This window comes from Vibrio sp. Vb339, from assembly GCF_902751245.1.
Taxonomy (GTDB): domain Bacteria; phylum Pseudomonadota; class Gammaproteobacteria; order Enterobacterales; family Vibrionaceae; genus Vibrio; species Vibrio coralliirubri.
Window position 1 is genome coordinate 260,067 of record NZ_CADDIS010000004.1, and the last position, 25,976, is coordinate 286,042.

Sequence of the window (25,976 nt, forward strand, 5' to 3'; positions counted from 1 at the left end):
ATAGTTTCTAATAAAGCCTTAGCACTTTTGTTAAGGCTTTATTTTTTTCATGGGTATTAGTTTCGGTTTTGCAGTATTTGGCGTAGTCTTATTAATAACATAATCATCACTTAGCAAACTATGAGTCAGAATAATCTAATTGGTGCTACCGGTTACCGCTTTATCTCGAAAGGTAAAACCGCTTTTAAGATCCACATTCATACTCCCGAAGATACGGTGTTGCATCGGTCGGTCGGTTTTGTTCGTATGGGTGAAGACAAAGCACTGAAGAAAACCATTAAATTAAGAGATGAACTGGGCAGACAGCTTTGGGGTAAGTTTTGGCCCAAAGTCCTCAAAGAGCCCTACCTGATGACGCGCCTGCCTCATAGTCTAGAACCCAAAATTGTATTCAAACCAAATCCAACTCAGAGTGATCCCGAACACCGCGACGAATGCTACATCGCTAAGTGGCGGGTATTCTCAGAAAACGGCGACTACAAATACAAAACTAAGGTGTGCTCCATTAGAAAGCACGGCCGACTTGCCGCTTATAGCCAAACCAAACGCGCACTGCTTGATGCCCACAAAGACGTGATTGATCTGCTTATCTTTATGGGACGATTGAACAGCATCGACCTGAAGTAGCCTAGAATGCAATTAGGTTGATTAACTGTATTGTTCACATACAAAAACAGCCGCACATTGCGGCTGTTTTTCTTTTTGGTTAGGCATCTTGGCGCTTTAGCATGTCGTCCACACACTAAATAGACCACCTAGCTTCGGCATATCTCAGCCAATGTCGTGAGTCGGCGCTTAGATTCTTTCACATAAGGGTTGGCTTGATCCCATGCGTAGCCCGCAAGAATTGAGCACACCATCTGCTTAATCTTTGGGTTTGGATCTTGATAGAAAATCACATCCTGCAAAGTACCTGAGTACCACCCCTCAACATACGTTCTAAAGGTGTTTACGCCAACCATCAACGGATCGGCATAATCGCGCTCCCAATCGACGTGTTCACCGTTAAGCTGCTTTTCAACACACTCAACCGCAAACTGAGCCGACTTCATCGCAATTGTCACGCCGGATGAAAATACCGGGTCAAGGAACTCACCAGCATTGCCAAGCAACGCGTACTTATCCGTCGCCAGATGTTTTACATTGGCAGAATAGCCACCAATTTCACCCGCAGGGCTTGGATAATCGGCATTTGCTAGAATCTCGGCTAAGCCCGGCTCTTCTGCCGCTAGCTGTTTAATGGCAGCTATCTTGTCTTCTGGATAGGATTCAAAGAACTTAGGTTCACCTACCACACCAAATGAAGAGACACCGTTACTAAACGGGATCAACCAATACCAAACATCAGGATTCGTTGGGTGCACTGAGATCAAGATTTTATTGCGGTCATATTCGAGGTCGGTATCAACCTCTGCAATATGATCGTTAATGTGCGTAAAAATAGCTTTGCGTGGTGGAAGTGATGACGGCTCTTCCAAGTTAAGCATTTTCGGTAGCACTCGACCAAAGCCACTGCCATCTAGCACATATTGCGCTTCTAGTTGATAACGCTCTCCACCCAGCACTTGCACATCTAAGATGGTAATGTCGTCGGTGAAATTAATGCCCATCAACTCATGTTGGTAATCAATGCTGACACCCTGCGACTCAGCCGTATCTGCCAATACCTTATCAAAGGCACCTCGCTGAACCTGAAACGTGGTTCCTGGACCAGAAGAGAACTTGTCTTCAAAATTGAACGCCGTATAAACGCCATTTTTGCGAAAGGCTGCGCCATCTTTGTATTGGAAGTTGGCGTTGATCACTGCATCAGTCATCCCAGCCTGTTCAATCACTTCCATGCAAGCTGGTAATAGGCTTTCACCAATAGAAAAGCGAGGGAATACGCTCTTTTCAATCACTCGAACATCGATGCCTTTCTTATGAAGCAAAGACGCTGCAATTGAACCTGACGGCCCAGCTCCGATGATCACCACTTGAGTTGATAGTTTTTTCATTATTTAAGCCATGTTTGTTATTTTTATTGCGCGCCAGCTTTCAATTCAAGAAGTGTGTGACCAAGACCGATGTCGTCGGTACGAGTTACCACTTCAAAGCCCGCTTCTTCAACGATCTCTAAGAAATCTTCACTGCGGTAAAAACGGCTGTTGCCATTTGCCAAGCAGGTAAAGTAGAGAGACGTCGCGTTTAAGCTATAAGAAGCCGCATCGTATTTCTGTGCATCCCAAAACAGTTCAAGGATATAGACAGTCGCGTCTTCTGACATATGAGAGCGAACACGCTTTAATATGCTCAGAATCTCCATTGGCGAGAAGCAATCAAGGAACTGGCTCATCCACCACACATCGGCACCCGTTGGCAGAACTTGCTGTTTATCCAACATGTTCGCTGGGAATGGCGTGACTCGGTCTTGATGACCGCTCTGCGTTGCATTTGCCATTGCCATTTCTAGCTGTTGTGGCAAATCAACAATCGTAACTTCAACGTCCGAGTCGTGATTGCAACACTGCATCGCCCACTTACCGGTGTTACCACCAATGTCCACCAGCGACTTAGGTTTCTTGCTGAAGACTTTTTCAAGTAACACAGGGAACGAACGATCCGAATAAAAATGATCGAACTTGAACCAGCTCTCTTTGGCTTTTTCTGGCAATTGAGACAAGCCTTGGTAAATGGTTTCCCAGTCACCCAGCTCTTTCAAGCCCGCGGGAGTGCCTTCTTCAATCGCTTCGGTTAGATGCATCATCGCGGCGTAGCAAACATCGGCAGTAAAATCCATGTTTGCGTTGGTCATGCCATCGTGCAGAAGGTAGAAGCCAAGGTTGGCCATTTTGTAGTTAGGTTTGTCCCAAGTAACAATATGCGCACTTAACGCCATATCGAGCAGGACTTTTACGCCGTACTCAGATACACCTGTTGATTCAGAGATAGACTCTGCTGGTAAACCCTCGTTGCCCGCGTCATCTAACGCTTTCAAAATGCCTAAATCACGAAGTGTACGAGCAGTATGAAAAACAATCGGAGCGAAAGACAATTTCTGCGCTTCTGTTTTTGCTTCTAATGCGTTGAATGGATCTAATTTATATTCCGACACGAAAAACCTAACTTTAAATAATAGAGAGTTACTCAGCTGCCATTTGCGCAAGCTTACGTTTAATATCAACGTTTAAGTTATTAACCCAACGGTTGTAATTACGGTGTATTTCACCATCGTCGTACTTCAAATTCTCTGACTCAACGTAAAGAATAGAGTAAAACTTATCACTATAAGGAATTTCAACCACAGCGTGGTGCGAACGAACATACAATTCAGCGCGGATCAAGCCAGGCTTTATTTCTGAAACCAACCAGCCTCGATTTTCAGCAGATTCATAAATAGCTGATTTAACCTGTTTACTTTGAAGATTCAGTGCAACTGGAGTATCCTCAACATTCATTACAGGTTGGACGCGTCCACATCCTGCAAGAACGAATATGAATAACATTGAAACTGCTATTTTTAGTAATTTCATTTAAATTCCTTATCTGTGTTTATTTATAAGCGCGCATAGTATTTAGTTAGACTCAAAGCAAATCAATACTCTATGTCAAATCAATCCCAATTAATGTCGTTTAATATTGAGAAATGGTCTGCAAATTCAGCGGGGCTCAATTCTGTTGCCCAATGGCAAGCGTGGAGCACTAATTTAGATTGGCCACAAGATGGCTCAACTGAATTTAAAGCGATTCCTCCAATGATGCGCCGCCGAATGAGTGTACAAAGCAAACTTGCTGTCCAAACCGCGTTAACCCTATTAAAAGACACCTCGATTGATTATCTGGTCTTTGCTAGCCGACATGGTGAGTTGCATCGAACCGCCACTTTGATTCAGTCGATATTAGAAGGTGACGATGCCTCACCAATGGCGTTCTCACAGTCGGTACATAATACCGCAGCCGGTCTAACCACCATTGCCGCCAAAGCGCCGATTCCACTGACTTCAATCGCCGCAGGGCAAGATACTTTCCATAACGCTCTGATCGAAGCTTATCTTTACCTTCATCAATATCCGTCGCATCGAGTGTTAGTTATCGATTTCGACCAACCTCTGCCCGAGCTCTACCAAGAGTACGAAACACAGAACTTTGCTGATTATGCGCTGGGCTTAGTGCTCACCGCTGGCAGTGAATACTCTATTACTAGGACAGTAGAGACCAATCAAGCACCTTCCGTGTTACCACAAGGGTTACAAACGCTCCAACATATCTTATTAGATACAAATAAGTGGGCTATTGCTGGCAAGCACCAAACTTGGTCTTGGGTAAATAACACCGAGACAGGTACAGCGTAATGAGCAGAGTAGACCAATATTGGCGAGTATTCGCGACAGGCCTCTGCTTTACCATCTTTGGTTTGGGTGGCTTAGTATTGAGCTTCTTAATCTTACCGACTATCGCGCTAACCACTCCCAATACCATTAAAAGAGAGCTTAAAGCACAGCGATTAATACGTTTCTCATTCAACGCCTTTTGTCAGTTCATGAAGTTCACCGGCGCGATTGATTACCGAATTGATGGTGCGGATCTATTACGTGAAGATCGTAACTGTATCATCGTCGCCAATCACCCTAGTTTGATTGACTATGTATTGATCGCATCTCAACTTCCTCAATGTGATTGCCTCGTTAAAGCGGCCATTTGGGAAAACCCTTTTATGAAAAGGATTGTCAAAGCGGCAGGTTATATACCGAACCAAGCCCCTGACGATCTTTTAGAGCGCTGTGAAGAACGCTTCTCACGTGGCAATGTCCTGCTGATTTTTCCCGAAGGAACTCGCACAACGCCAGGAATTGAACCATCCTTACAGCGTGGGGCGGCACAAATCGCGACTCGAACACAAACCGATTTACGCGTGATTCATATTACAGTTTCTCCGACATTCTTAACGAAAGAGAAAAAATGGTATCAAGTTCCTGCGACGAAGCCCTTTTTTCATGTCGCGGTGAAAGGTAAAATAGAAGTCGAACCATTTATTGAAGGCTCAAATAATTTAACTTCGGCAGCAAGGCGCCTTAATCATCACCTTGCACAAACAATTTTCCCTTCCGAAGAAAACATTTAGTGTATCAATAACATAACAGGCGATATCGGCATTTCGAAAATACCTCATATAATGTAGAATCGCCCCCTTAAAGCAGCATTCAGATAAAGCATTAAGTAGGCCAAAGTGGAAACATTACACAACGAACTGAAACAACTGATCATCGACGCATTGAATCTTGAAGACATGAGTATTGATGAGATTGAAACGGAAGCTCCACTATTTGGTGATGGACTTGGATTAGACTCTATTGATGCACTAGAGCTTGGTCTTGCTATCAAGAAGAAGTACAACATTGTTATCGATGCCGACGATTCAAACACTCGCCAGCACTTTGCATCCGTTGAAAACCTAGCAAACTACATCTCATCTCAAACGAACAACTAGACAGATCTTTATGACACAAGCTAACCAACAAGAAGTATACAACCAGGTTAAAGATGCGCTGATTGAGCTGTTCGAGCTTGATGCTGAAGATATCACGCCTGAAGCACACCTTTATCTTGATCTAGACCTAGACAGCATTGATGCGGTCGATTTGGTCGTTCACCTACAGAACGTAACAGGTAAGAAGATCAAACCTGAAGAGTTCAAAGCAGTACGCACCGTTAATGACGTTGTAGAGTCTGTAGTTGAACTATTGAAGGACGCATAATGCGTCCTCTGCTGACTTTACTGTCGGCAATCATACTTTTCACTTATCCAATAGCGGTTTACTTTGGACTCAACAAGTTTGGCCTACAAACCGTTGGTATCGTCTTGGCCGTTATCTTTGCTGTCCGCATTTTCACTGGCGGTCAGGCCAAAATCAAAGAGCTAAAACACCTAGCTTGGATCAGTGGTAGTGCCGGGATTGTTCTGCTGGCATTAGGATTAACCTTCAAGCAGCATGGCTGGTTAACCTATTACCCCGTCATCGTTAACGTTTGTATGTTGGTTGTCTTTGCTTCAAGCCTTTGGCAACCGCAAACGATTATCGAGCGTCTTGCTCGACTCCAAGAGCCTGAACTTCCACAAAGTGGCATTGATTACACACGAAAAGTCACCAAAGTTTGGTGTTTGTTCTTTGTTATCAATGGCTCTATTGCCCTTTACACCTGCTTCCAACCTCTTGAGATATGGACCCTATACAATGGCTTACTCAGCTATCTGTTTGCAGGGTTACTCTTTGCAGGAGAGTGGATAGTAAGACAGCGCATTCGTCAGAGTTAAATTGTTATGACACAAACCGTATCTTACATCTCGTTGTCTGAGCTTCTCAGTCAAGCAAGAACCCCTGAATCGATTGTCTGCTTTGACGACAATAGCGAGATTACGTGGCAAGCATTTAACGCCGACTTATCTCAACTCGTTCACCTTTTATCTTCATCCCCTTTTCAACGAGTTGCGATTTGCACCCAAGACAGCTACCTATTTTCAGTGGCCTTTTTGGCATGTGCCGTCAGCCAAAAACACATCATTTTGCCGGGCAACTACCAGCCCTGTGCGCTTGCCGAATTGAGAGAACATTTTGATTGCCTGTTAGTTGATGACTCGATTGGCGAAGTTGAGGTGAGTGACGTTCGCAATATCCAAACCTTATTGTACTCAAGCACCGAAGTACAAAAGCCCCTAACCGATGATCTTATAACCATTGATTTGGCAACAGTCCCATTAACTCTGTTTACTTCAGGTTCAAGTGGCACGCCAAAAGCGATAGATAAAACGTTAGAACACCTAGATATTGAAACAGCTCAGCTAGATAAGAACTGGGGAGAGTTGATCAAAGGCAATCGAGTTCACAGCACGGTTTCGCATCAACATATCTATGGTTTGCTGTTTAGAATCTTATGGCCGCTATGCTCTGGCGTTCCATTTGCAAGAAACAACCTTGAGTACCCAGAACAGATCTTGTCTCACGCCAATAAAAACTGTGTGCTGATCAGCAGCCCTGCACTACTCAAACGCTTAAAGCATGAGACCAACAAGGTACAACTTGCAGGAATCTTCTCTTCGGGTGGTCCGTTACCTACCGAGTCAGCTCATCAGTCACGAGATCTACTTGGTCATTTACCGATTGAAGTCTTTGGCAGCACAGAGACTGGCGGTATAGCCTTTCGTCAGCAAGAGAACGCTCAAACGCCTTGGCAACTTTTTGACTGTATTGAGGCTAGTCTCAACAGTGAGAATTGCATTAAGTTATTGTCGCCCTACATTGATAACAATAACTGGTACCAAACCGCTGACGAATGCGAAATGGTCTCGGAGAACCAATTCATATTGAAAGGCCGAACCGACCGAGTGATCAAGATCGAAGAAAAACGAGTATCACTGGTTGAAGTGGAGAAACGACTGGAGCAACTGCCTTGGATAAATGAGTGCGTGGTGATTCCATTTGAGGAGCCAGAGCGATTAATCTTAGCCTCTGTTTTGGTATTATCTGATGAAGGCGAAGCGACATTCGCGACCATGAGCAGAGGTAAGTTCTGGTTGATGCTGCGTACAGAGCTCAGAAAGTGGTTAGAGCCAATCGCTATCCCACGAAAGTATCGTATTGTTGATGAGACTCCTCTCAACAGCCAAGGCAAGCGATTAACATCTCACATAGAACAGCTAATAAAATCATAGAAACCGCTGATCGTATTTTACACTGAGATTATCTTTTTATATTTTTGTCAAAGAACCAATATTTGCCCAAGGATTCTAAGCACGCCCTATGGATAAAAGAAAACCAAACATCATTGCTGTAGACACGGTAGAAAATGAATCGACCCTGACACTTCATGTTAGCGGAGATATCACCGATTTTAAGGGGCACTTCAAGAGCTTCCCTATTCTACCGGGCGTCACGCAAATTGATTGGGCACTTCACTACGCAGTCCAAGAGTTAGGCGTTCCTGGTTCCTTTAAAGGCATGGAAGTCATTAAGTTCCAAGAGCCTATCCTGCCTGACGCTACAATCCAGCTATCACTCAAATGGGATGCTGACAAAGACAAGCTGAGCTTTAGTTACACCTCAAACAACGGTGAACGGACCCACTCTTCAGGCAAAATGAAGCTGGGAGAAAAAAGTGAATAGCGCTCTCGTCGAGGCTACTTCTCAACATCCAACAGAAGAAAGCAGCTACAAGGCTTGCTTCCTTATCCCGTGCTTTAACCATGGCACAACCATGCCTACTGTGGTCTCGTCGCTCCATCACTTTGAATTGCCGATCATCATCGTTGACGATGGCAGTGAACTGACCACAAAACAGTTTCTGGCTCCTCTTGCAGAGCACTCACACGTAACCTTGGTGACACTTGAGCAGAACCAAGGCAAAGGCGGTGCAGTAAAAGCCGGTATCAAAAAAGCACACGAACTCGGCTTTAGCCACGCCATTCAAATTGATGCTGACGGACAACACGACCTTGAAGCCTTACCAACATTAATTGAGGCCTCACAAGCTAAGCCACAACGTCTGATATCAGGCCAGCCTGTTTATGACGAGAGCGTACCTAAGGCAAGGCTCTATGGGCGCTACGCGACACACATTTGGGTATGGATAGAAACCCTATCTCTATCAATTAAAGACAGCATGTGTGGCTTTAGAGCGTACCCTGTCGACCAAACACTAGCAGTGCTAAGCAAATACGATGTTGGGTCTCGAATGGACTTCGATATCGAGATTTTGGTTCGCCTGTATTGGGAAAGCTGCGACATCGACTTCGTTGAAACGCGGGTTATCTATCCTGAAAACGGCATCTCTCATTTCGATGCGCTGTGGGACAACGTAAAAATCAGCTGGATGCATACGCGATTGTTCTTCGGCATGTTGCCAAGAGCACCCAAGCTGATTGCTCGCCATTTCAAATCCGATTCTGCTGAAGATGGTCAAAAACAAGATTCATCGACCGGATCAAACAACAACGAGCCAGAACAGCCCCATTGGTCCCGCACTCAAGAACGCGGCACCGTACTTGGCATCAAGCTTTTGCTAGCCATTTACACCCTGTTAGGTCGCAGTGTATTCAACCTGATTTTGCGTGGTGTGATGCGTTACTACCACCTCACGGGCAAACGCGCACGAAATGCCTCCGAGCAATACTTGTTTCAACTAAAGGTTTACGCAGAGCAACAAAACATTGAGTTACCTGCAGAGCTAACTAGCTATAACCATCTACTTTCGTTTGGCCATACCATGCTAGATAAACTGGCGGCATGGAAAGGTGATTTCTCGGCGGATAACCTGACGATTCATGGCCAAGACCAATTCGAGAGCATGGTTGCAAATAAGCAAGGTGTGCTGATTTTAGGCTCGCACCTAGGCAACATTGAATTGTGTCGCGCTTTGGGTCGCAGACACTCGAACATCAAAATCAACGCGCTGGTTTTTACAGAACACGCCGAACGTTTTAATTCCGTAATGAAAGCGGTCAACCCGCAATCTGATTTAAATCTGATTCAGGTGACATCAATGGGGCCTGATACCGCTATCTTGTTACAACAGAAGCTGGAACAAGGTGAATGGATTGTGATTGTTGGCGATAGAACCTCCACCAGCAAAGAGAGTCGCTCAGTATGGGCGGAGTTCTTAGGTAAGGAAGCGCCCTTCCCTCAAGGGCCATTTATGTTAGCCTCGGTTCTCAAAGCGCCAGTATTTCTATTATTTGGACTACGTGACGATTCACAATCCAAGCCGCACTTTAATGTCTATTTCGAGCATTTTAGCGACAAGATAGAACTACCAAGAAAGACTCGCGAACAATCTTTACAGCAAGTCGTGCAGAAATACGCAGACCGACTTCAGCACTACACACTGAAAGCACCGCTTCAGTGGTACAACTTTTTTAATTTTTGGACATTGAGCAAGCACCATGACGAAAAAGAATCCAAATAGCATCACCTTTGGTGCCGAACGCCTCACGATTGAGGATGTTGTCGCTATCTCACAAGGCGCAAAAGCCTCGATGAACTCAAGTGAAGCATTCACATCTAAGATCGACCGTGGTGTCGCTTTCTTAGAACGCCTACTAAAAGAAGAAGGCGTAATTTATGGTGTAACAACGGGCTACGGTGATTCATGTACCGTTGCGATTCCACCAAACCTTGTTGATGAATTACCACTGCATCTAACACGCTTCCACGGTTGTGGCTTAGGTGAAATACTGTCTCACGAGCAAGCTCGTGCAGTATTAGCAACGCGTCTTTGTTCGTTGTCACAAGGTGTCTCTGGTGTTACTCATGATTTGCTCAACCAAATCGTTACTCTGATTAATCAAGACATCTCACCACGTATTCCTCAAGAAGGCTCTGTCGGTGCCAGTGGCGACTTAACGCCTCTCTCTTACTTGGCTGCAGCCCTGATCGGCGAGCGCGATGTTATTTACAAAGGCGAAGTTCGCCCTACTAGTGACGTCTACAAAGAATTAGGCATTAGCCCTATCAAGCTCAAGCCAAAAGAAGGCTTAGCATTGATGAATGGCACGTCAGTAATGACGGCTTTGGCTTGTATCGCCTACAAGCGTGCGGAATACCTAGCTCAGCTATCAACTAAGATCACCTCAATGGTATCTGTGGGTATGCACGGCAATGATTTTCACTTCGATGAAGCGCTGTTTGCAGTGAAGCCTCATCCGGGTCAACAGCAAGTGGCTGCATGGCTACGTGATGACTTACAAGCGGATCGCCCGCCACGCAACAGTGATCGCCTACAAGATCGTTACTCTTTGCGTTGTGCGCCACATGTGATTGGTGTGGTTCAAGACTCTCTGCCTTGGCTACGCCAAATGATTGAGAACGAGTTAAACAGTGCTAACGATAACCCAATTATCGATGGTGATAATGAGCGCGTACTGCACGGTGGACACTTCTACGGTGGCCATATCGCAATGGCAATGGATACACTAAAAACAGCAGTAGCCAACCTTGCAGATCTGCTTGATCGCCAAATGGCGCAACTAATGGACTACAAGTTCAATAACGGCTTGCCATTCAACCTAACCGGTGCAGAAGGCGAACGTAAACCGATTAATCACGGCTTTAAAGCAGTACAGATTGGCGTTTCAGCTTGGACAGCAGAAGCATTGAAACACACCATGCCAGCAAGCGTATTCTCTCGTTCAACAGAGTGTCACAACCAAGACAAAGTCAGCATGGGCACCATTGCGGCTCGTGATTGTCTGCGTGTTCTTGAACTGACTGAACAAGTAGCGGCAGCATCACTTCTGGCGGGTACACAAGCGCTTGAACTTCGTAAACGCCACAATGAGCTTGATGAGCACCACATGAGTGAGAACCTAAAGCATATTCGCGACGAAGTGCTTAAAGAGTTTGAATTTATCGTTGAAGATCGACCACTTGAAGGCGATCTACGTCACTTCATTGCTCGTATTCAAAGTCAGCACTGGTCACTTTACTCATAAAGTAGCTAACTTCATAAAGTAGCCACCCTTTACGCAATATTGTTGAGAGCGATTTATGTCTGAAATTCTTCATCCATTACAATCTGAGGTGACGCTTATCACCTCATTCCAAGATGCCGATCCGATGGGCGTGATCTATCACGGCAACTACTTCCGATTTTTTGAAGAAGTTAGGCGCATCATGATGGATAAGATTGAGTACAACTACCATGAGATGAAGGATTCAGGCTACATGTGGCCGATCATCGACACGCGTGTAAAGTACATTAAGGCGATACCGTTTAATCATCAGATCAAGGTATCAGCTAAGTTGACTGAGTGGGAAAACCGCCTGCGTGTTGACTACGAAATTCACGATGCCAACACAGGCGCTCGTATGACGCGCGCCCACACCATGCAGGTTGCGGTAACCATTGAAGAGCAAGAGATGTGCTTCGCTTCGCCGAAAGTGTTTACCGACAAGGTAGAACACTGGCACCAGTTTGGTTGCTTACCTCTAGCCGATGGGCATCAATCTCAGGCCATTAACACACAGCAGGTGAAACATGAGTCTGTTTAAGCGTAGACGTAAGCAAATCAGCATCGTACTACTAGGGCTTGCCTCTGTGATGGCGAGTAACCTTGTTATTGCTAACGAAAATTCAGTAACCGTCGGCTCTATTTCAGATCTGCAAACCGTATTAAGCGCAAACAACATAGTGCGTGGTGAGTTCACCCAAACACGCAACATGGAAATGTTCGCCCAGCCTCTAACATCACAAGGTACATTTCTGTTAGACAAATCAAGTGGCTTACTCTGGACACAAACAACGCCGTTCCCTGTGAATTTGGTACTCACCGATAACAAACTGAGCCAAAGGTTTGCCGATCAACCCGCTAAAATCATCACCGATAAAGAAAACCCAATGGCGTTTTATTTCAGCCATATCTTCTTGTCGGTGTTTCATGGGGACACGCAAAAACTTCAGGAACAGTTCGCACTCGATTTTGAGCCAGCAACTGTCACAAGCTCTGATGAAAATACAGAGAATAAGTCTTGGACACTGACTCTAAAGCCTAAAAGTGCACCGATGAACGCGGTATTTGAAGCCATTACTCTGCAAGGTCAAAATGATATTGAACGCATTGAACTGAGAGAGATTCGTGGAGACAGCACGGTGATCGAATTTAGTCAGTTAAGCCATCTACCGGAAGTATTATCAGATGCTGAAGCGCAACAATTCCAACTCTAGTCTTGCCCTTGTTTGGCTTGTTGTCGTCATGCTATTTAGCGGATTATTGATAAAACAATTCGCTTTTTCTTCGTCGGTACCGATTGAAAGCAACATTCTAAAATTACTGCCAGAAAACCAGCAAGACCCAATGGTCGAGCAAGCCTTTCAGCAGATATCCAGCTCGATGAGCGAGCAGGTGGTGTTTATCATCAGCGCCCCCGACGTTGACCAAGCCATGATGGCGACCGACGCTTTTGAAAAAGCTCTCAACCAAAGAGCCTTTTCAAGTCTGCCAACTCTGTTTCAGCAAGTTCAAGGCAAGATCAACGCCAGCACCCAAAGCCAGTGGAGCGATTTCTATTTTCGTCACCGAGCTCAACTGCTGACCCAACAACAAAAAGAGACGCTGACCCACTCGCAGGATTCGCGAGCTCAATACGTCATTCAGTCTCTGTACAATCCGTTCTCAGGCGTCACTGCAGCCGAACTGTCGATGGATCCATTTCTACTATTTCGCGACTACATCAGTGCTGTTGGCGTTCAATCAAGTAACTTTGTTCTGAAAGAGGGATACCTCACCGCTCAATCTAATGACCAAACTCATATTTTGGTCACAGCGACTTTGGCGGGTTCACCTTATAGCTTGGCCATTCAAGAGCAACTTCCCGATCTTAATTCAATTGAGCGTGAAGTCGAAAAGCAGTTTGGCGTCAAAGTGCAGCATACCGGTGTGGTGTTCTACGCCAATTACGGTACCGAAAGTGCGAAATCAGAAATCAGTACCATTGGTTTGGGCTCTTTGGCCGGTGTTATTTTATTGGTGTGGCTGACGTTTCGTAGTGCCCTACCACTTGCCTTATCTTTGCTATCAATCAGTACTGGGTTATTGGTTGCGCTGGCAAGCACCGTCGCTATCTTCAGTAACGTTCATCTGTTTAGTTTGGTGTTCGGTGCCAGCTTAATTGGCGTATCCATCGACTACTCTTTCCATTACCTAGCCGATCGTTTGGCGGCTGGTAATCAATGGCAAAGCGACAAAGGCTTGAAACACATTCTCATTGCGATCACCTTGGGTCTGTTCACCAGCTTGATTGGCTACTTAGGTTTGCTGGTCGCGCCTTTCCCGGGATTGCAGCAACTTGCTCTGTTTTCGTCGATTGGGCTGATCGCAGCTTACGCCAGTGTGGTGTGTTGGTATCCCGTTTTAGCGGCAAAACCAAGCCAAGAGCGACCTCTTCCCTTGTCGAAACTTTGGCATACTTGGTTAAGCCTCTGGAGCAACCAAAAGTTTAGAATTGGCTTACCATTAATAGTGACTGTCGTTAGCTTGATATCACTCAGTCAAATTCGCTACGACGACGATATTCGTCAACTTCAGGCGATGCCAGAGCAACTCAAACAGCAAGAGCAAACCATTACTGAAATCTCAGGGTTAGGCAGTGGTCAAAATATGCTGTTGGTGACTGCTAAGAGCGACCAGAAGCTACTCAAAAAACTGGCAGAAATCACCACAAGCTTAGATTCTCTAGTCGATAGCCAAGCTATCTCAGGGTATCGCAGCATCAATCAACAGTTGCTAAGCGAACAAGAGCAACATGATAACTATCAGCTAGTTGAACAACTCTATGTCCAACAAAGCCATATATTACAAAGCACGCTAGGTTGGTCTAGTTTTCCACAACTACCAAAATTCGAGCCAATCACGGTATCCGGATTTTTGGAGTCACCGGTATCAGAACCAGTTCGACCACTTTGGTTAAAACCTATCGACGGTCACGCAGCGTCAGTCATTTTGATCAAAGACGTCACAAATTCAGAACTGTTCTCTCAATGGCTCGATTCAGGCTTTGCTCAACAGCAAGGTGTTAAATACCTCAATAAAGCCGATGAAATCTCTGCTCTCTTTGCGGAATACAGAGTCAAAATCACCGAGTTATTATTGATAACGTTAGCCGCTATTGGAATGGTTTTAGGTTGGCGTTACGGTGTGAAGCAAAGCCTATTAATGCTGTTGCCTTCATTGATTGCCGGAGTGGCGGGATTAGCGGTCACGGGTATTTTAGGCTCAACACTAAACCTATTTAATCTGCTTGGCTTGATTCTGATTTTAGGGATTGGTATCGACTACACCTTGTTCTTTGCTGAGCAGAAGAAATCACTAAGTACCTTATTGGCGATTACCTTGTCAGGCCTCACGACACTGCTGTCATTCGGCTTACTGTCACTGAGCCAGACCCATGCCATTCATAGCTTTGGGGTAACCGTTCTGACAGGGATCTTTGTCGCGTGGCTACTTTCTCCGCTCGCGATCAACAGTAGTAAAAGCGTAGAACGACCAACCTCTCGAGAGGCTTTTAGATGAATAAGACGTTAAAGGTAACCTTCGCCACACTGGTGGGTATTCTACTCACTGCCTGCTCGATGGTTTCTAAGCAGCCGAGTGGTGCCAGTGTGTCTATCGACAATGACACCGAGCTCGCACTACCAATGCCTGCTGAACTGGGATACTCCCTCACGGCCAGTCAACTGATTAGCGCTACGTGGGAAAATGATACACAGCAACTGCCTGTTCAAGTCGAGGTCACAGCGGATAAAGTGGTTTTAGCTGGGTTCTCCTCGTGGGGTACTCGCATTCTATCGCTGCAATACCAGAATCAAGTGATCGACACACAAGTTCTATCTGGCCTTGGCGCGACTTTACCGCAACCCGAACAGGTGCTTTTTAATTTAATGCTGACCTTATGGCCAGCAAACGCATGGGCGCAACCTTTACAGAGCATAGGTTGGCACCTAGTCGATACCGACACAACAAGAACCGTTTTTGACGACAACCAACAAGCCATCATTAGTATTGAATACCAAGCAAAAGTCGGCGAACCAAAGACATCTGGAGAGATTGTTTTCAAGCATCTAATCCAAGGCTACACCATCACCATACAAACGTTGTACTCAACGATTGTCGACAACCCAATTAAGAGTTGAACACTATGCCTATTTACATCCAAGACTGTGGTTTCCACTCAGCGCTAGGTTCAGAGATTGCCGACATTCATGGCTGCCTGAAAGACGAACGTGAATCAAATATGGTCGAAGTAAATGATATGCTGAACGATGGTAAACATACTGTCGTTGGTCAGATCGCGGGTGAACTGCCAGCGATTCCTTCAGATCTTACGCAATACGCCACTCGCAACAATCAACTGGCGTTATCAGCTCTAAATCAAATCCAAGACTCTATCGAACAAGCAAAATCTCAGTTTGGCGCAGATAGAATTGCAGTGGTTATCGGCACCAGTACTTCGGGAATTTCGGACGGTGAGGCCGCTTTTAAGCACAAACTCGACCAAGGTTCTTTTCCCGAACATTATCACTACTCAAAACAAGAGCTAGGGAACACCTCTGACTTTGTTAGTCAATACTGCTCATTAACCGGGCCAAGCTATGCGATCTCGACAGCTTGCTCATCCAGTGGTCGTGTGTTTCTAACTGCGCAACGTTTGCTAGATTCAGGCATGGCTGATGTTGTGTTAGTCGGTGGTGTGGACACCTTATGTAAGCTGACACTCAACGGTTTTCATGGCCTAGAAGCACTCTCAACGACACATTGTAAGCCATTTAGTGCAACCCGAGATGGTATCAATATCGGCGAAGCGGCGGCATTTATGTTGCTCAGCAAAACAAAGTTAGCTGGTGTTAATGCAGCACAAAACACGTCGAACATCGCCTTATTAGGTTGTGGTGACAGCTCTGACGCACACCATATTTCAGCGCCCCACCCTGAAGGCAACGGCGCAGAACAAGCGATGAGAAAAGCTTTAGATTCTGCACAGTTACAAGCAGAAGAGATCGGTTATATCAATGCCCATGGCACCGCAACGCCACTCAACGATTCAATGGAAAGCAAAGCCATCCATCGTATTTTTGCAAACAAGGTTCCCGTTAGCTCAACCAAGCCGCTTACCGGGCATACTCTAGGAGCTGCAAGTGCGATTGAGGCGGCGATTGCATGGCATATTTTAAAATATGACTTACCGCTTCCCTTACAAAAATGTCAGGATAAAGCTGAAGATATTGAGATTGATTTGGTAAACTGTACCCAGAAACTTAAAGTAAAGAACATCTTAAGCAACTCGTTTGCTTTTGGTGGTAACAACATTAGCCTGATTTTTGGTGTAGTAAATGACTGATATCCCTTCTGTAGACCAACTCCTCCCTCACGATGATCCGATGATATTAATCGATCGCGCTATCAGTGTAGAGGCGTTGTCGATCCACTGTCAGGTCGATATTGGTGACCATAACCTGTTCTTTGACGCCCAATCTCAAACCGTACCTGCTTATGTTGGTATCGAGTTTATGGCGCAGTCTGTTGCTGCTTGGTCTGGATACCACGCGCTGAAAAACGGCACCACTCCCCCAATCGGTTTCTTACTCGGTTCTCGCCGTTACAAGTCACTGTGTGATGAATTTACTCAAGGTCAGACCTTGATATCTATGCCGAGCAACTGATGGAAGACAGTGGCATGGCCGTGTTTACCGCTAGAGTCGAAGACCAAGGTGAGTTAGTGGCTCAATGCCAACTCAATGTCTACGTGCCGACCGAACAAAAATTACAAGAAATGAAAACTAGGAGCCCATCATGAACCGTCAGGTTTTAGTCACTGGTGCCAGTAAAGGCATTGGTAAAGCGATCGCTATTCAACTCGCGAAAGACGGATTTGAAATTGCCGTTCATTACATGGGTGACAAGCAAGGTGCTGAAGACACGTTAAAGTCGATCACCGAACTGGGTGGCGCAGGACGTCTGATCCAATTTGATATCAGCAATCGCAGCGAGTGTCGCGAAACGCTTGAGTCTGATATCGCTGAACATGGCGCTTACTATGGTGTCGTGAACAACGCGGGCATTACTCGTGACACAGCTTTCCCAGCCATGACAGAAGAAGAGTGGGACGGCGTTATTCATACCAACCTCGACAGCTTTTACAATGTGCTCCACCCGTGTGTCATGCCTATGGTTCAGAAACGTAAAGGCGGTCGTATCGTCACTCTGGCTTCTGTATCGGGCATTATGGGTAACCGCGGTCAAACCAACTACGCAGCAGCTAAAGCCGGCGTGATTGGCGCGACTAAGTCTCTGGCTCTAGAACTCGCAAAACGCAAGATCACGGTAAACTGTGTGGCTCCTGGCTTAATTGACACAGGTATGGTTGACGAGCACGTTAAAGATCATGCGCTTCCTCAAGTTCCACTGCGCCGAATGGGCGAGCCTGAAGAAGTCGCCGGCCTAGTCAGCTACCTTATGTCTGATATTGCAGGCTATGTGACTCGCCAAGTGATTTCAGTTAATGGAGGCTTAGTATGACCCGCCGCGTTGTTGTAACTGGCATGTCTGGTGTTACTGCCTTTGGTAATGACTGGCAGCAGATAGAGCCAAAACTAAAAGCCTGTGAAAATGCGACTCAATATATGCCAAGCTTTGAGCAGTACGATGGTCTCAACACTAAGCTTGCTGCGCCTATTGATGACTTCCAACTGCCAAAACACTATAAGCGTAAGCAAGTGCGTGGCATGGGACGAGTATCCCGCCTAGCCACCGTTGCGACAGAAAATGCATTAGAGCAAGCAGGGCTGATCGGCCACGATATTTTAACCAATGGTGAAACCGGCATTGCTTACGGTTCTTCAACCGGCAGTACTGATGCCGTTGGTGCGTTTGGCGTGATGCTTAACGAGAAATCGACACGAGCAATCACAGCAACCACCTATGTTCAAATGATGCCACACACCGCCGCGGTCAACGTGGGTCTGTTCTTCGGTCTGCGCGGCCGCGTGATTCCCACCAGCAGTGCGTGTACTTCAGGAAGCCAAGCGATTGGTTATGCCTATGAAGCGATTAAGCACGGCTACCAAACCGTGATGGTTGCCGGTGGTGGTGAAGAGCTATGCCCAACTGAGTCTGCCGTTTTCGATACCCTTTTTGCTACCAGTTTAAAAAACGACACACCCAAGAAATCTCCTAGCCCTTACGACAGTGGGCGCGATGGCCTTGTTATCGGTGAAGGCGCTGGCACGCTTGTTCTTGAAGAGTATGAACATGCTGTGGCTCGTGGCGCAAAGATCTACGCTGAGATCATCGGCTTTGCCAGCAACTGCGATGCCGCTCATGTGACACAACCTCAGATGGAAACCATGCAAATTTGTATGGAAAAAGCTTTGAAAGATGCGCAACTTCCGGCTGAAAAGATTGGCTATGTATCTGCGCACGGAACAGCGACTGAAAAAGGCGATATTGCAGAAAGTAACGCGACCGCGAACATTTTTGGTGAAGTGCCAATCAGCTCATTGAAAAGCTACTTTGGTCATACGCTTGGCGCGTGTGGTGCGATTGAAGCTTGGTTAAGCCTAGAGATGATGCATTCAGGTTGGTTCAGCCCAACCCTAAACCTTGAGAATGTCGATGAGCAGTGCGGCAAGCTCGATTACATCACCGGCTCAGGCCGCGAATTGGATGTTGAATATCTGATGAGCAACAACTTTGCCTTTGGCGGAATCAACACTTCAATCATCTTCAAAAAAATCTAGGATAGATAATGAGAAATTGGTTAGTTGCTGCTGTTGTCGTTTTACTCGCAGGTTGTAGTGCTCCGAAATATTCAGGAAACGCACTTCCAGAAGCAAATAATGTAGAAAGTATCACTATCGTGGAAGACGTGAAAACTCGCACGGTTTTCCTCGATTCCATGCTCGACTGGTGCCTGAATAATCAGGTTAAATGTAAGGTAGTGGCAGACGGTTCAGAACATAATCCAGAGGACATCACGCTGGATTATGTCTCTCGCTGGAGCTGGGATTTCAGAACCTTTGTGGCAGACGCTAAGATCTCGGCTTATCAAGATCAACAGCGCGTAGGCAATGTCGAATTCAAAGCGCCAAACAGCGGAAACTTTTCTAAGTTTGGTGACGATATGGGACGCATCAAAGCGATGATGGATATCTTGTTCGATAAGAAAACAGCCGCGCAAGCGACTCAAATGATTGCCGACGACAAACTCTAACGAAATCGTTCAGATAGTAAAACTCGAGACAAATAAAAAGGGTCAGTAACCAAGTTACTGACCCTTTTTTGATTCTAGCAATCGCTCAATTAAGCGTTAGCTTCGCGCTCAGCGATGAACTCAAGAGCCATCTTGATGCGAGCGATTACGCGCTCTTTACCAACAAGCTCCATCACTGCATCAACAGAAGGAGACTGACCGCCGCCTGTTACTGCTACGCGAAGTGGCATGCCGATTTTACCCATACCGATCTCTAGCTCTTCACATACTGCTGCAATTACACCATCTTTGATGTTTGCAGTAGTGAAATCTTCAAGCGCTTCAACCTTAGCAAGAGCAAGCTCTAGTGGGCCTTTAGCAACACCACGTAGGTGCTTCTTAGCTGCGCCAGCTTCAAACTCAGAGAAATCTTCGTAGAAGTAACGAGATTGCTCAGCAAGTTCGATAAGCGTGTTACAACGCTCGCCAACTAGCTTGATCACTTCAGTGATAGCCGGGCCGTTTGTTGTATCGATCTTCTGTGCGTCTAGGTGCCATTGCAGGTATTTAGCAACGTACTCAGGCTCAGAAGTCTTGATGTAGTGGTTGTTCAACCAAAGTAACTTATCAGTGTTGAATGCAGAAGCAGACTTGCTGATAGCGTTCAGGCTGAAGAATTCAATCATCTCTTCTTGAGAGAAGATCTCTTGGTCACCGTGAGACCAACCTAAACGAACTAGGTAGTTGTTTAGTGCATTTGGTAGGTAACCTTCGTCGCGGTATTGCATTACTGAAACAGCACCGTGACGCTTAGAAAGTTTTGCACCGTCATCACCAAGAATCATTGCACAGTGAGCGAAAGTTGGAACTGGCGCGCCTAGTGCTTCATAGATGTTGATTTGACGAGGTGTGTTGTTGATGTGGTCTTCACCACGAACAACGTGTGTAATACCCATATCCCAGTCATCCACTACAACTACGAAGTTGTATGTTGGTGCACCGTCTGTACGACGAATGATTAGGTCATCAAGTTGGCTGTTCGCGATTTCAATGCGACCACGGATTTGGTCATCAAATACTACGCTGCCTTCTTTAGGGTTACGGAAACGGATAACGCATGCATCACCTTCTTTTGCTGCTTCGTTTGCTGCAACAATTTTAGGGTGGTTAGCATCGTAACGAGCCATCTCTTTGTTTTCTTCTTGCTCTGCACGAATTTCATCAAGCAGTTCTTTAGACGCGTAGCATTTGAATGCTTTGTCTTCAGCAAGTAGCTTATCAACCATTTCGTTGTAACGGTCAAAACGCTTAGATTGGTAGTAAGGACCTTCATCCCATTCCATACCCATCCATTGCATGCCTTCTAGAATTGCATCAACCGCTTCTTGAGAGTTACGCTCAAGGTCCGTGTCTTCGATACGTAGAACGAATTCACCACCTTGGTTCTTAGCGAATAGCCAAGAGTAAAGTGCAGTACGTGCACCACCAACGTGAAGATAGCCAGTTGGGCTAGGAGCAAAACGAGTTTTAACCGTCATTTAAATACCTTGATTATGTAGGTGATTCTTTTAGTGCTCGCCATTACAAAGCCTGTAACAGACAAATATCACTAAATTTTGGGCGCTATTTTATCACCACCGCTTAAATCTACAATCAGTAGTGAATGATTAATGTGCTGATCTTGTACGAAAGCTATCGTAGAAGGAGAAAACCAATAGCTCAAGTCCATGTCATATGCTCTAAAAAGATAAATTCTCGCCACGCTCGCGATAAATCTCATCCACTCCACCACTCAATATTCCAACAAATATTAAATTCTTGAATTTATGTTTGACCTTACCCTTACGGGAAGGTTTATGTTAGGGCTAGATGAGAATTGGAGTTTCGATATGAACCATTACACAACTGCGCTCAACGGCCTAAATTGCATGGGGTGTGCGAAGAAAGTTCGCACACTGTTTGATGATCTCGAGAATACGACGATCAATGACATATCGCCGACGTACATCGATATTTCGACGCCTTTTAGTCATGTTGAACTCAACGAACAGTTAGCAACCCTTGGTTATACCATGGGTAATTCGCTGCATCTTTCATTATCAGGGCTCAGCTGTGGTAAGTGCGTGAACAAACTGACTCAAGCGCTTCAACAAATCGAGCAAGCCTCAAATATTGAAGTCACCAAAGATGAATTGTCGTTGGTGACTCTACTTGAAGAATCCGAGCTTATTGAGCTGGTCGAAAGTGTGGGTTATCAAGCAGCTCCCTACTCTGAAGCCAATAACCTTTTATCAGATTCAGAAAACGAACAAGCAGATAAAAAGATTGAAGATACTGAAGATAAAACCACAGCTAGCCAATATACCTATCACCTTGTTCTTGAGGGAATGACGTGTGCGAGTTGTGTGTCTTCGGTAGAGAAAGCGCTGAAAAAGAATGAGTTTGTCGACCAAGCACAGATCAACCTCGCTGAGCAGACAGCCTTGGTTTTCACCTCTCAAGCAAGAGACATCATTGAAAACGCTCTAATAGAATCGGTGAAAGCTGCTGGTTATGGCGCTGAGTTTGTCGACGATGCGGCGACTCAACAGCAAAAACAACAAGAACAGCAACTTCGTACTCAACAAGCCTTCCTTAGTAATTCAGTAAGTGCATTGGTGATCGGTGCTCCGCTGATGGCATGGGGCGTGTTCGGTGGCAGCATGACCATTGCTACATTTAACGATCAACTGGCTTGGGGCTTGGTTGGTGTCATTTGTTTGATACTGCTTGCTACCTCAGGTCGTAGCTTCTTCACGAATGCTTGGCAATCACTGATGCACAAACGTGCAACAATGGACACGCTAGTTGCTTTAGGTACTGGCGCGGCATGGTTCTATTCAATGCTGGTTGTGCTGATTCCATCATGGTTCCCAGAACCATCGCGCCATGTCTACTTCGAAGCAAGTGCGATGATTGTCGGCCTTATCTCTTTGGGTCACTACATTGAAGCCAAAGCCAAAGCGCGTACCACAAAGTCTCTACAGGCATTGATTAACTTACAGCCTCAAAAAGCGGTAGTTATCGTCGATGGCAAAGAACAAAACATCGCAGTAGAAGCCATTCAGGTAGGCATGCAGGTACGAGTAAAACCCGGAGAAAAAGTGCCGGTTGATGGTGTCGTAGTCTCAGGTGAATCTTATATCGATGAGTCGATGCTGACCGGTGAACCACTTCCCAACGTTAAATCAACTAATGATGGCGTTTCTGCGGGCACCATTAATGGGGATGGTAGTTTAATTATTGAAGCGACAGGGATTGGATCAAGCACCATGCTGGCTCGAATCATTCAAATGGTTCGCCAAGCGCAAAGCAGTAAACCTGCAATCGCCAAGCTTGCCGATTCTATCTCAGCCGTTTTTGTTCCGGTTGTGGTCGCGATCGCTGCTGTTGCTGCCCTAGTTTGGTTTTTTGTAGGCCCACAACCAAGCGCCAGTTACATGTTAGTGGTATCAACCACAGTGCTGATCATCGCTTGTCCATGTGCATTAGGCCTAGCCACACCGCTTTCGATTACTGTTGGCGTCGGTAAAGCAGCTGAGTTTGGCGTTCTTATTAAAGATGCGGATGTATTGCAGTCTGCCAGCAAGATCGATGCTGTTGTGTTTGATAAAACAGGGACGTTGACCCAAGGCAAACCAACCGTTCAACAGGCCTTTTACGTTAATCTAACGGAGCAAGAGTTACTGGCTTATGCTTATTCAGTAGAAGTAGGATCTGAGCACCCACTTGCCAAAGCCGTTTGCCAATATGCAGAGAGCTTGGAAGTTTCAGTACTCCCACACAGCGAATTTGAAAACCAACGAGGGCTTGGGGTTCAAGCTACAATTAACGGAAAGAACGTGCAAGTTGGCTCGCTTAAGTACCTCACCCAATTAGGTATCAATACAGAGGTTGGCGCGGATTTCATCGAGCTTTGCCGCTCGCAAGCGTGGACACCTATTTTCATTGTGATTGACCAAAAACTGGAAGGCATATTAGGCATTTCAGACGCGTTAAAAATAGATAGCAAACAGGCGATAGCTCAACTAAAATCCGCCGGAATTCACACTGTGCTATTAACGGGCGACAACGACTCTGTGGCTCAAGCAATAGGTAAAAGCGTCGGTATCGACGAGGTTATCTCAGAAGTACTTCCAGAGCAGAAAGCTCAACATATTGTTCAGCTTCAACAGCAATATAAGAGTGTTGCCATGGTCGGAGACGGTATTAACGATGCACCCGCTCTTGCTCAAGCGGATATAGGAATCGCAATGGGCAGTGGCAGTGATGTCGCGATTGAAAGTGCGCAAATGACACTACTCAACTCATCGCCATTATCAGTAAGCAACGCTATCGAGCTATCTCAAGCGACCGTAAGAAATATGAAGCAAAACCTATTTGGTGCCTTCATCTACAACTCGCTTGGTATTCCTATCGCGGCCGGTGTGCTTTACCCATTTTTCGGATTTCTGCTTAGTCCAGTAGTTGCAGGGGCAGCGATGGCGATGTCGTCAATTACGGTAGTAAGCAATGCCAACAGGCTGAGATTGTTCAAACCAACTCATTCTAATATTAATAAAAACCATATTCATGAGGTTAACCATGATTCGTAAAATTATGACTCTTACTGCACTCGCTGCAATCTCAGGACAAGCTTTAGCTACTGATGTCCTAAACCACAAATCTCCATACTGCGGCTGCTGTACAGAATGGACTGAACATATGCGAGATGCTGGGTTCGATGTTACTGAGAAGCTCCACGATGATATGAACCCAATCAAGCAGAAACTAGGGGTAACACAAGAGCTAGCCTCTTGCCACACTGCAGAGATCGACGGTTACGTATTTGAAGGACACATTCCAGCAGATGACATTAAAGCCTTTCTAGAAAACCCACCACGTAATGCGATTGGTTTAGCGGTTCCGGGCATGCCTATGGGTTCGCCAGGCATGGAGTATGGCGATAAGAAAGACGAGTATTCTGTGTATGCGTTTAATGAAAAAGGTCAGGTGTTTGAATACCGTCACTACAACGGGAAATAGAACCTAAACAGACCAACACACAACTATAAAAAAGAAGTCATAAAAATAGAGCCTAGCATTTAGTAAACCCAAGACTGTGGTTTACTTGCTAGGCTCTTTGCTTTTGGACAGTAAAGCAAATCTTGTCGCGGCACCAACCGGGCTGTTAGTACCGCTATGTTCCTCTCGCTAATTAACTAAGAAGTTATTCAACAACAAAGCTATTTAACAAAGAAGTTCACTCGGCTAATAATCTAAGCGACTAAGCAGCCAAGCGAATCAGCTTAGAAGCCGTAAGAAGCACCGAATACGAATGCGTTGTTCTGCTTAGAAGCGCCGTTTGCGAAATCTACACCGTTAGCTTGGCTACGGAACTCAAAGTAAGGTTGAACGCCTTGACGAGTCCATGTAGCACGTAACTCATGGTCCATCGCTTCAGCGTCAATCATGTATACGTTGTTGTAGCTAAGTGCTAGGTCAGCATTCACTGTGTAACCAATGCGGTTATCCATGCGGTAATCTGTATCAGCATTAGCAGAAGTATCATCGATGTGTGCACGAGTACGGTTGCTAATAGAAATACCGTTATCGAAGTTGTAGCCGATCTTAACTAATGGACGGAACTGAATGCTCTCGCCTGCAGAGAATACATGCTGGTAACCCGCAGCAACCCATAGGTTGTCAGTGATATTGAAAGCTTGCTCACCACCAACAGTGATGAACGCGTTTGCTTGACCTGTAGTTGGTAAGCCACCAGCTTCAGCAGCAGATAGTCCTTCAAGTTCACCCAGTTGGATACCATCAAACTCAGTGTAAACAGTGAAGCCGCCTAGAGAGTTATCAAACGTGTGACCAGCCTCTAGCGTAGAAGTCATGTCAGAACCGTGGATACGGCCATCGTCATGAATTTGGATGTTACCCGTTACGTAAGAAGAACCAGCAAAAGCACTAGAAGCGAAAGCAAGAGAAAGAGCACTTAGAGCGATAATTTTTTTCATAGTAAACTGCCTTAGTTTAATTTTTTCAGCGGCACATCTTCGGTACATCATTCACCTTCACCGCTTGAGTAGTTGGTAGCCTCCCTGGCATGAAATCTATGTTGCTCGAATTAATTCGCGTTTAAAAATAAAAGAATGGGCAGAGTGATCTCTCTCACTATCAAAAAAGAACAAGTTATTTAACACTTTAAAATCATTCACTTAAAAACATAAAAATTGATAA

General features: G+C 45.6%; 25 protein-coding genes and 1 pseudogene. 21 read left to right on the plus strand and 5 right to left on the minus strand.

Going from position 1 to position 25,976, the window contains the following annotated elements; translation table 11 throughout:
• Nucleotides 1-120 precede the first annotated feature (120 nt).
• On the plus strand, nt 121-627 hold the full coding sequence (locus HRQ85_RS19130) for a hypothetical protein (RefSeq protein ID WP_017062268.1): 507 nt from the start codon (nt 121-123) through the stop codon (nt 625-627).
• Nucleotides 628-755: 128 nt separating this feature from the next.
• Here the strand turns inward: HRQ85_RS19130 and HRQ85_RS19135 are convergent, their stop codons facing one another.
• Genes HRQ85_RS19135 through HRQ85_RS19145 form a run of 3 tightly spaced genes read right to left on the minus strand, consistent with a single transcriptional unit; the run spans nt 756 to nt 3,512 of the window.
• Nucleotides 756-1,997: an NAD(P)/FAD-dependent oxidoreductase gene (locus tag HRQ85_RS19135; RefSeq protein ID WP_172380372.1), complete on the minus strand. Its 1,242-nt coding sequence runs from the start codon at nt 1,995-1,997 to the stop codon at nt 756-758.
• Between the two features lie 23 nt (nt 1,998-2,020).
• On the minus strand, nt 2,021-3,094 hold the full coding sequence (locus HRQ85_RS19140; protein ID WP_172380373.1) for a methyltransferase: 1,074 nt from the start codon (nt 3,092-3,094) through the stop codon (nt 2,021-2,023).
• Between the two features lie 28 nt (nt 3,095-3,122).
• Nucleotides 3,123-3,512 carry a hypothetical protein gene (locus HRQ85_RS19145; RefSeq protein ID WP_019824137.1) on the minus strand — a complete coding sequence of 130 codons (390 nt, stop codon included), beginning with the start codon at nt 3,510-3,512 and terminating at the stop codon, nt 3,123-3,125.
• Nucleotides 3,513-3,584: 72 nt separating this feature from the next.
• On the opposite strand from HRQ85_RS19145, the gene HRQ85_RS19150 reads away from it, so the two are divergent.
• The 18 genes and pseudogenes from HRQ85_RS19150 to HRQ85_RS19235 all read left to right on the plus strand — a co-directional run bounded on the left by HRQ85_RS19150 (nt 3,585) and on the right by HRQ85_RS19235 (nt 19,733).
• On the plus strand, nt 3,585-4,331 hold the full coding sequence (locus tag HRQ85_RS19150; protein WP_172380374.1) for a beta-ketoacyl synthase chain length factor: 747 nt from the start codon (nt 3,585-3,587) through the stop codon (nt 4,329-4,331).
• Nucleotides 4,331-5,101, plus strand: a complete 771-nt coding sequence (locus tag HRQ85_RS19155) for a lysophospholipid acyltransferase family protein (RefSeq protein WP_172380375.1) — start codon at nt 4,331-4,333, stop codon at nt 5,099-5,101. The genes HRQ85_RS19150 and HRQ85_RS19155 overlap by 1 nt, the downstream gene beginning before the upstream one ends.
• 105 nt (nt 5,102-5,206) lie before the next feature.
• Nucleotides 5,207-5,467, plus strand: a complete 261-nt coding sequence (locus tag HRQ85_RS19160; RefSeq protein ID WP_004736154.1) for a phosphopantetheine-binding protein — start codon at nt 5,207-5,209, stop codon at nt 5,465-5,467.
• Between the two features lie 10 nt (nt 5,468-5,477).
• Nucleotides 5,478-5,735 (plus strand): acyl carrier protein, encoded by a 258-nt coding sequence (locus HRQ85_RS19165; RefSeq protein WP_004739745.1) that lies wholly within the window; start codon nt 5,478-5,480, stop codon nt 5,733-5,735.
• Complete coding sequence (locus HRQ85_RS19170; protein ID WP_050633644.1) at nt 5,735-6,292, plus strand: septation protein IspZ; 558 nt, start codon at nt 5,735-5,737, stop codon at nt 6,290-6,292. Before HRQ85_RS19165 ends, HRQ85_RS19170 begins: the two co-directional genes overlap by 1 nt.
• A gap of 6 nt (nt 6,293-6,298) precedes the next feature.
• Nucleotides 6,299-7,687 (plus strand): AMP-binding protein, encoded by a 1,389-nt coding sequence (locus HRQ85_RS19175; protein WP_172380376.1) that lies wholly within the window; start codon nt 6,299-6,301, stop codon nt 7,685-7,687.
• 88 nt (nt 7,688-7,775) lie between these two features.
• Nucleotides 7,776-8,138 carry an ApeI family dehydratase gene (locus tag HRQ85_RS19180; RefSeq protein WP_172380377.1) on the plus strand — a complete coding sequence of 121 codons (363 nt, stop codon included), beginning with the start codon at nt 7,776-7,778 and terminating at the stop codon, nt 8,136-8,138.
• Entirely contained in the window at nt 8,131-9,936 is a 1,806-nt protein-coding gene (locus tag HRQ85_RS19185; protein ID WP_172380378.1) for a glycosyltransferase family 2 protein, read from the plus strand. The genes HRQ85_RS19180 and HRQ85_RS19185 overlap by 8 nt, the downstream gene beginning before the upstream one ends.
• Complete coding sequence (locus tag HRQ85_RS19190; RefSeq protein ID WP_050648065.1) at nt 9,914-11,461, plus strand: HAL/PAL/TAL family ammonia-lyase; 1,548 nt, start codon at nt 9,914-9,916, stop codon at nt 11,459-11,461. Before HRQ85_RS19185 ends, HRQ85_RS19190 begins: the two co-directional genes overlap by 23 nt.
• A gap of 55 nt (nt 11,462-11,516) precedes the next feature.
• Nucleotides 11,517-12,020: an acyl-CoA thioesterase gene (locus HRQ85_RS19195; protein ID WP_172380379.1), complete on the plus strand. Its 504-nt coding sequence runs from the start codon at nt 11,517-11,519 to the stop codon at nt 12,018-12,020.
• Nucleotides 12,007-12,693, plus strand: a complete 687-nt coding sequence (locus HRQ85_RS19200) for a LolA family protein (RefSeq protein WP_172380380.1) — start codon at nt 12,007-12,009, stop codon at nt 12,691-12,693. The genes HRQ85_RS19195 and HRQ85_RS19200 overlap by 14 nt, the downstream gene beginning before the upstream one ends.
• Entirely contained in the window at nt 12,665-15,037 is a 2,373-nt protein-coding gene (locus HRQ85_RS19205; protein ID WP_172380381.1) for an MMPL family transporter, read from the plus strand. Before HRQ85_RS19200 ends, HRQ85_RS19205 begins: the two co-directional genes overlap by 29 nt.
• Nucleotides 15,034-15,657: a DUF3261 domain-containing protein gene (locus tag HRQ85_RS19210; protein ID WP_172380382.1), complete on the plus strand. Its 624-nt coding sequence runs from the start codon at nt 15,034-15,036 to the stop codon at nt 15,655-15,657. The genes HRQ85_RS19205 and HRQ85_RS19210 overlap by 4 nt, the downstream gene beginning before the upstream one ends.
• Before the next feature lie 5 nt (nt 15,658-15,662).
• Nucleotides 15,663-16,862 carry a beta-ketoacyl-[acyl-carrier-protein] synthase family protein gene (locus tag HRQ85_RS19215; RefSeq protein WP_172380383.1) on the plus strand — a complete coding sequence of 400 codons (1,200 nt, stop codon included), beginning with the start codon at nt 15,663-15,665 and terminating at the stop codon, nt 16,860-16,862.
• Nucleotides 16,855-17,318 (plus strand): annotated as a pseudogene (locus tag HRQ85_RS19220) (hotdog family protein). Before HRQ85_RS19215 ends, HRQ85_RS19220 begins: the two are co-directional and overlap by 8 nt.
• Nucleotides 17,315-18,040: a 3-ketoacyl-ACP reductase FabG2 gene (locus HRQ85_RS19225; protein WP_172380384.1), complete on the plus strand. Its 726-nt coding sequence runs from the start codon at nt 17,315-17,317 to the stop codon at nt 18,038-18,040. Before HRQ85_RS19220 ends, HRQ85_RS19225 begins: the two are co-directional and overlap by 4 nt.
• On the plus strand, nt 18,037-19,260 hold the full coding sequence (locus tag HRQ85_RS19230) for a beta-ketoacyl-ACP synthase (protein ID WP_172380385.1): 1,224 nt from the start codon (nt 18,037-18,039) through the stop codon (nt 19,258-19,260). Before HRQ85_RS19225 ends, HRQ85_RS19230 begins: the two co-directional genes overlap by 4 nt.
• Before the next feature lie 8 nt (nt 19,261-19,268).
• The gene (locus HRQ85_RS19235) at nt 19,269-19,733 is read left to right on the plus strand and encodes an Sbal_3080 family lipoprotein (protein WP_172380386.1); all 465 of its coding nucleotides are present in this window, start codon (nt 19,269-19,271) and stop codon (nt 19,731-19,733) included.
• An 89-nt stretch (nt 19,734-19,822) separates the two neighbouring features.
• On the opposite strand, the gene gltX is transcribed toward HRQ85_RS19235, so the two are convergent.
• Nucleotides 19,823-21,250 carry a glutamate--tRNA ligase gene (gene gltX / locus HRQ85_RS19240; protein WP_017069020.1) on the minus strand — a complete coding sequence of 476 codons (1,428 nt, stop codon included), beginning with the start codon at nt 21,248-21,250 and terminating at the stop codon, nt 19,823-19,825.
• Between the two features lie 288 nt (nt 21,251-21,538).
• Here gltX and HRQ85_RS19245 point away from each other — a divergent pair, with 288 nt between their 5' ends.
• The gene (locus HRQ85_RS19245) at nt 21,539-24,346 is read left to right on the plus strand and encodes a heavy metal translocating P-type ATPase (RefSeq protein ID WP_301540144.1); all 2,808 of its coding nucleotides are present in this window, start codon (nt 21,539-21,541) and stop codon (nt 24,344-24,346) included.
• Nucleotides 24,336-24,776, plus strand: coding sequence for a DUF411 domain-containing protein (locus HRQ85_RS19250; protein ID WP_017060536.1), 441 nt, complete (start codon nt 24,336-24,338; stop codon nt 24,774-24,776). The genes HRQ85_RS19245 and HRQ85_RS19250 overlap by 11 nt, the downstream gene beginning before the upstream one ends.
• 263 nt (nt 24,777-25,039) lie before the next feature.
• Here HRQ85_RS19250 and HRQ85_RS19255 read toward each other — a convergent pair whose 3' ends face one another.
• Complete coding sequence (locus HRQ85_RS19255; RefSeq protein WP_050633628.1) at nt 25,040-25,753, minus strand: oligogalacturonate-specific porin KdgM family protein; 714 nt, start codon at nt 25,751-25,753, stop codon at nt 25,040-25,042.
• Between the last annotated feature and the right edge of the window lie 223 nt (nt 25,754-25,976).

What these genes read in the sequence shown, in the direction of transcription:
- HRQ85_RS19165 (WP_004739745.1), top strand. Translation starts at nt 5,478, where the DNA reads ATGACACAAGCTAACCAACAAGAAGTATACAACCAGGTTAAAGATGCG.
- HRQ85_RS19190 (WP_050648065.1), top strand. Translation starts at nt 9,914, where the DNA reads ATGACGAAAAAGAATCCAAATAGCATCACCTTTGGTGCCGAACGCCTC.
- HRQ85_RS19130 (WP_017062268.1), top strand. Translation starts at nt 121, where the DNA reads ATGAGTCAGAATAATCTAATTGGTGCTACCGGTTACCGCTTTATCTCG.
- HRQ85_RS19135 (WP_172380372.1), bottom strand. Translation starts at nt 1,997, where the DNA reads ATGAAAAAACTATCAACTCAAGTGGTGATCATCGGAGCTGGGCCGTCA.
- HRQ85_RS19255 (WP_050633628.1), bottom strand. Translation starts at nt 25,753, where the DNA reads ATGAAAAAAATTATCGCTCTAAGTGCTCTTTCTCTTGCTTTCGCTTCT.
- HRQ85_RS19250 (WP_017060536.1), top strand. Translation starts at nt 24,336, where the DNA reads ATGATTCGTAAAATTATGACTCTTACTGCACTCGCTGCAATCTCAGGA.
- HRQ85_RS19230 (WP_172380385.1), top strand. Translation starts at nt 18,037, where the DNA reads ATGACCCGCCGCGTTGTTGTAACTGGCATGTCTGGTGTTACTGCCTTT.
- HRQ85_RS19145 (WP_019824137.1), bottom strand. Translation starts at nt 3,512, where the DNA reads ATGAAATTACTAAAAATAGCAGTTTCAATGTTATTCATATTCGTTCTT.
- HRQ85_RS19170 (WP_050633644.1), top strand. Translation starts at nt 5,735, where the DNA reads ATGCGTCCTCTGCTGACTTTACTGTCGGCAATCATACTTTTCACTTAT.
- HRQ85_RS19225 (WP_172380384.1), top strand. Translation starts at nt 17,315, where the DNA reads ATGAACCGTCAGGTTTTAGTCACTGGTGCCAGTAAAGGCATTGGTAAA.
- HRQ85_RS19210 (WP_172380382.1), top strand. Translation starts at nt 15,034, where the DNA reads ATGAATAAGACGTTAAAGGTAACCTTCGCCACACTGGTGGGTATTCTA.
- HRQ85_RS19180 (WP_172380377.1), top strand. Translation starts at nt 7,776, where the DNA reads ATGGATAAAAGAAAACCAAACATCATTGCTGTAGACACGGTAGAAAAT.
- HRQ85_RS19195 (WP_172380379.1), top strand. Translation starts at nt 11,517, where the DNA reads ATGTCTGAAATTCTTCATCCATTACAATCTGAGGTGACGCTTATCACC.
- gltX (WP_017069020.1), bottom strand. Translation starts at nt 21,250, where the DNA reads ATGACGGTTAAAACTCGTTTTGCTCCTAGCCCAACTGGCTATCTTCAC.
- HRQ85_RS19235 (WP_172380386.1), top strand. Translation starts at nt 19,269, where the DNA reads ATGAGAAATTGGTTAGTTGCTGCTGTTGTCGTTTTACTCGCAGGTTGT.
- HRQ85_RS19205 (WP_172380381.1), top strand. Translation starts at nt 12,665, where the DNA reads ATGCTGAAGCGCAACAATTCCAACTCTAGTCTTGCCCTTGTTTGGCTT.
- HRQ85_RS19155 (WP_172380375.1), top strand. Translation starts at nt 4,331, where the DNA reads ATGAGCAGAGTAGACCAATATTGGCGAGTATTCGCGACAGGCCTCTGC.
- HRQ85_RS19200 (WP_172380380.1), top strand. Translation starts at nt 12,007, where the DNA reads ATGAGTCTGTTTAAGCGTAGACGTAAGCAAATCAGCATCGTACTACTA.
- HRQ85_RS19245 (WP_301540144.1), top strand. Translation starts at nt 21,539, where the DNA reads ATGTTTGACCTTACCCTTACGGGAAGGTTTATGTTAGGGCTAGATGAG.
- HRQ85_RS19175 (WP_172380376.1), top strand. Translation starts at nt 6,299, where the DNA reads ATGACACAAACCGTATCTTACATCTCGTTGTCTGAGCTTCTCAGTCAA.
- HRQ85_RS19215 (WP_172380383.1), top strand. Translation starts at nt 15,663, where the DNA reads ATGCCTATTTACATCCAAGACTGTGGTTTCCACTCAGCGCTAGGTTCA.
- HRQ85_RS19150 (WP_172380374.1), top strand. Translation starts at nt 3,585, where the DNA reads ATGTCAAATCAATCCCAATTAATGTCGTTTAATATTGAGAAATGGTCT.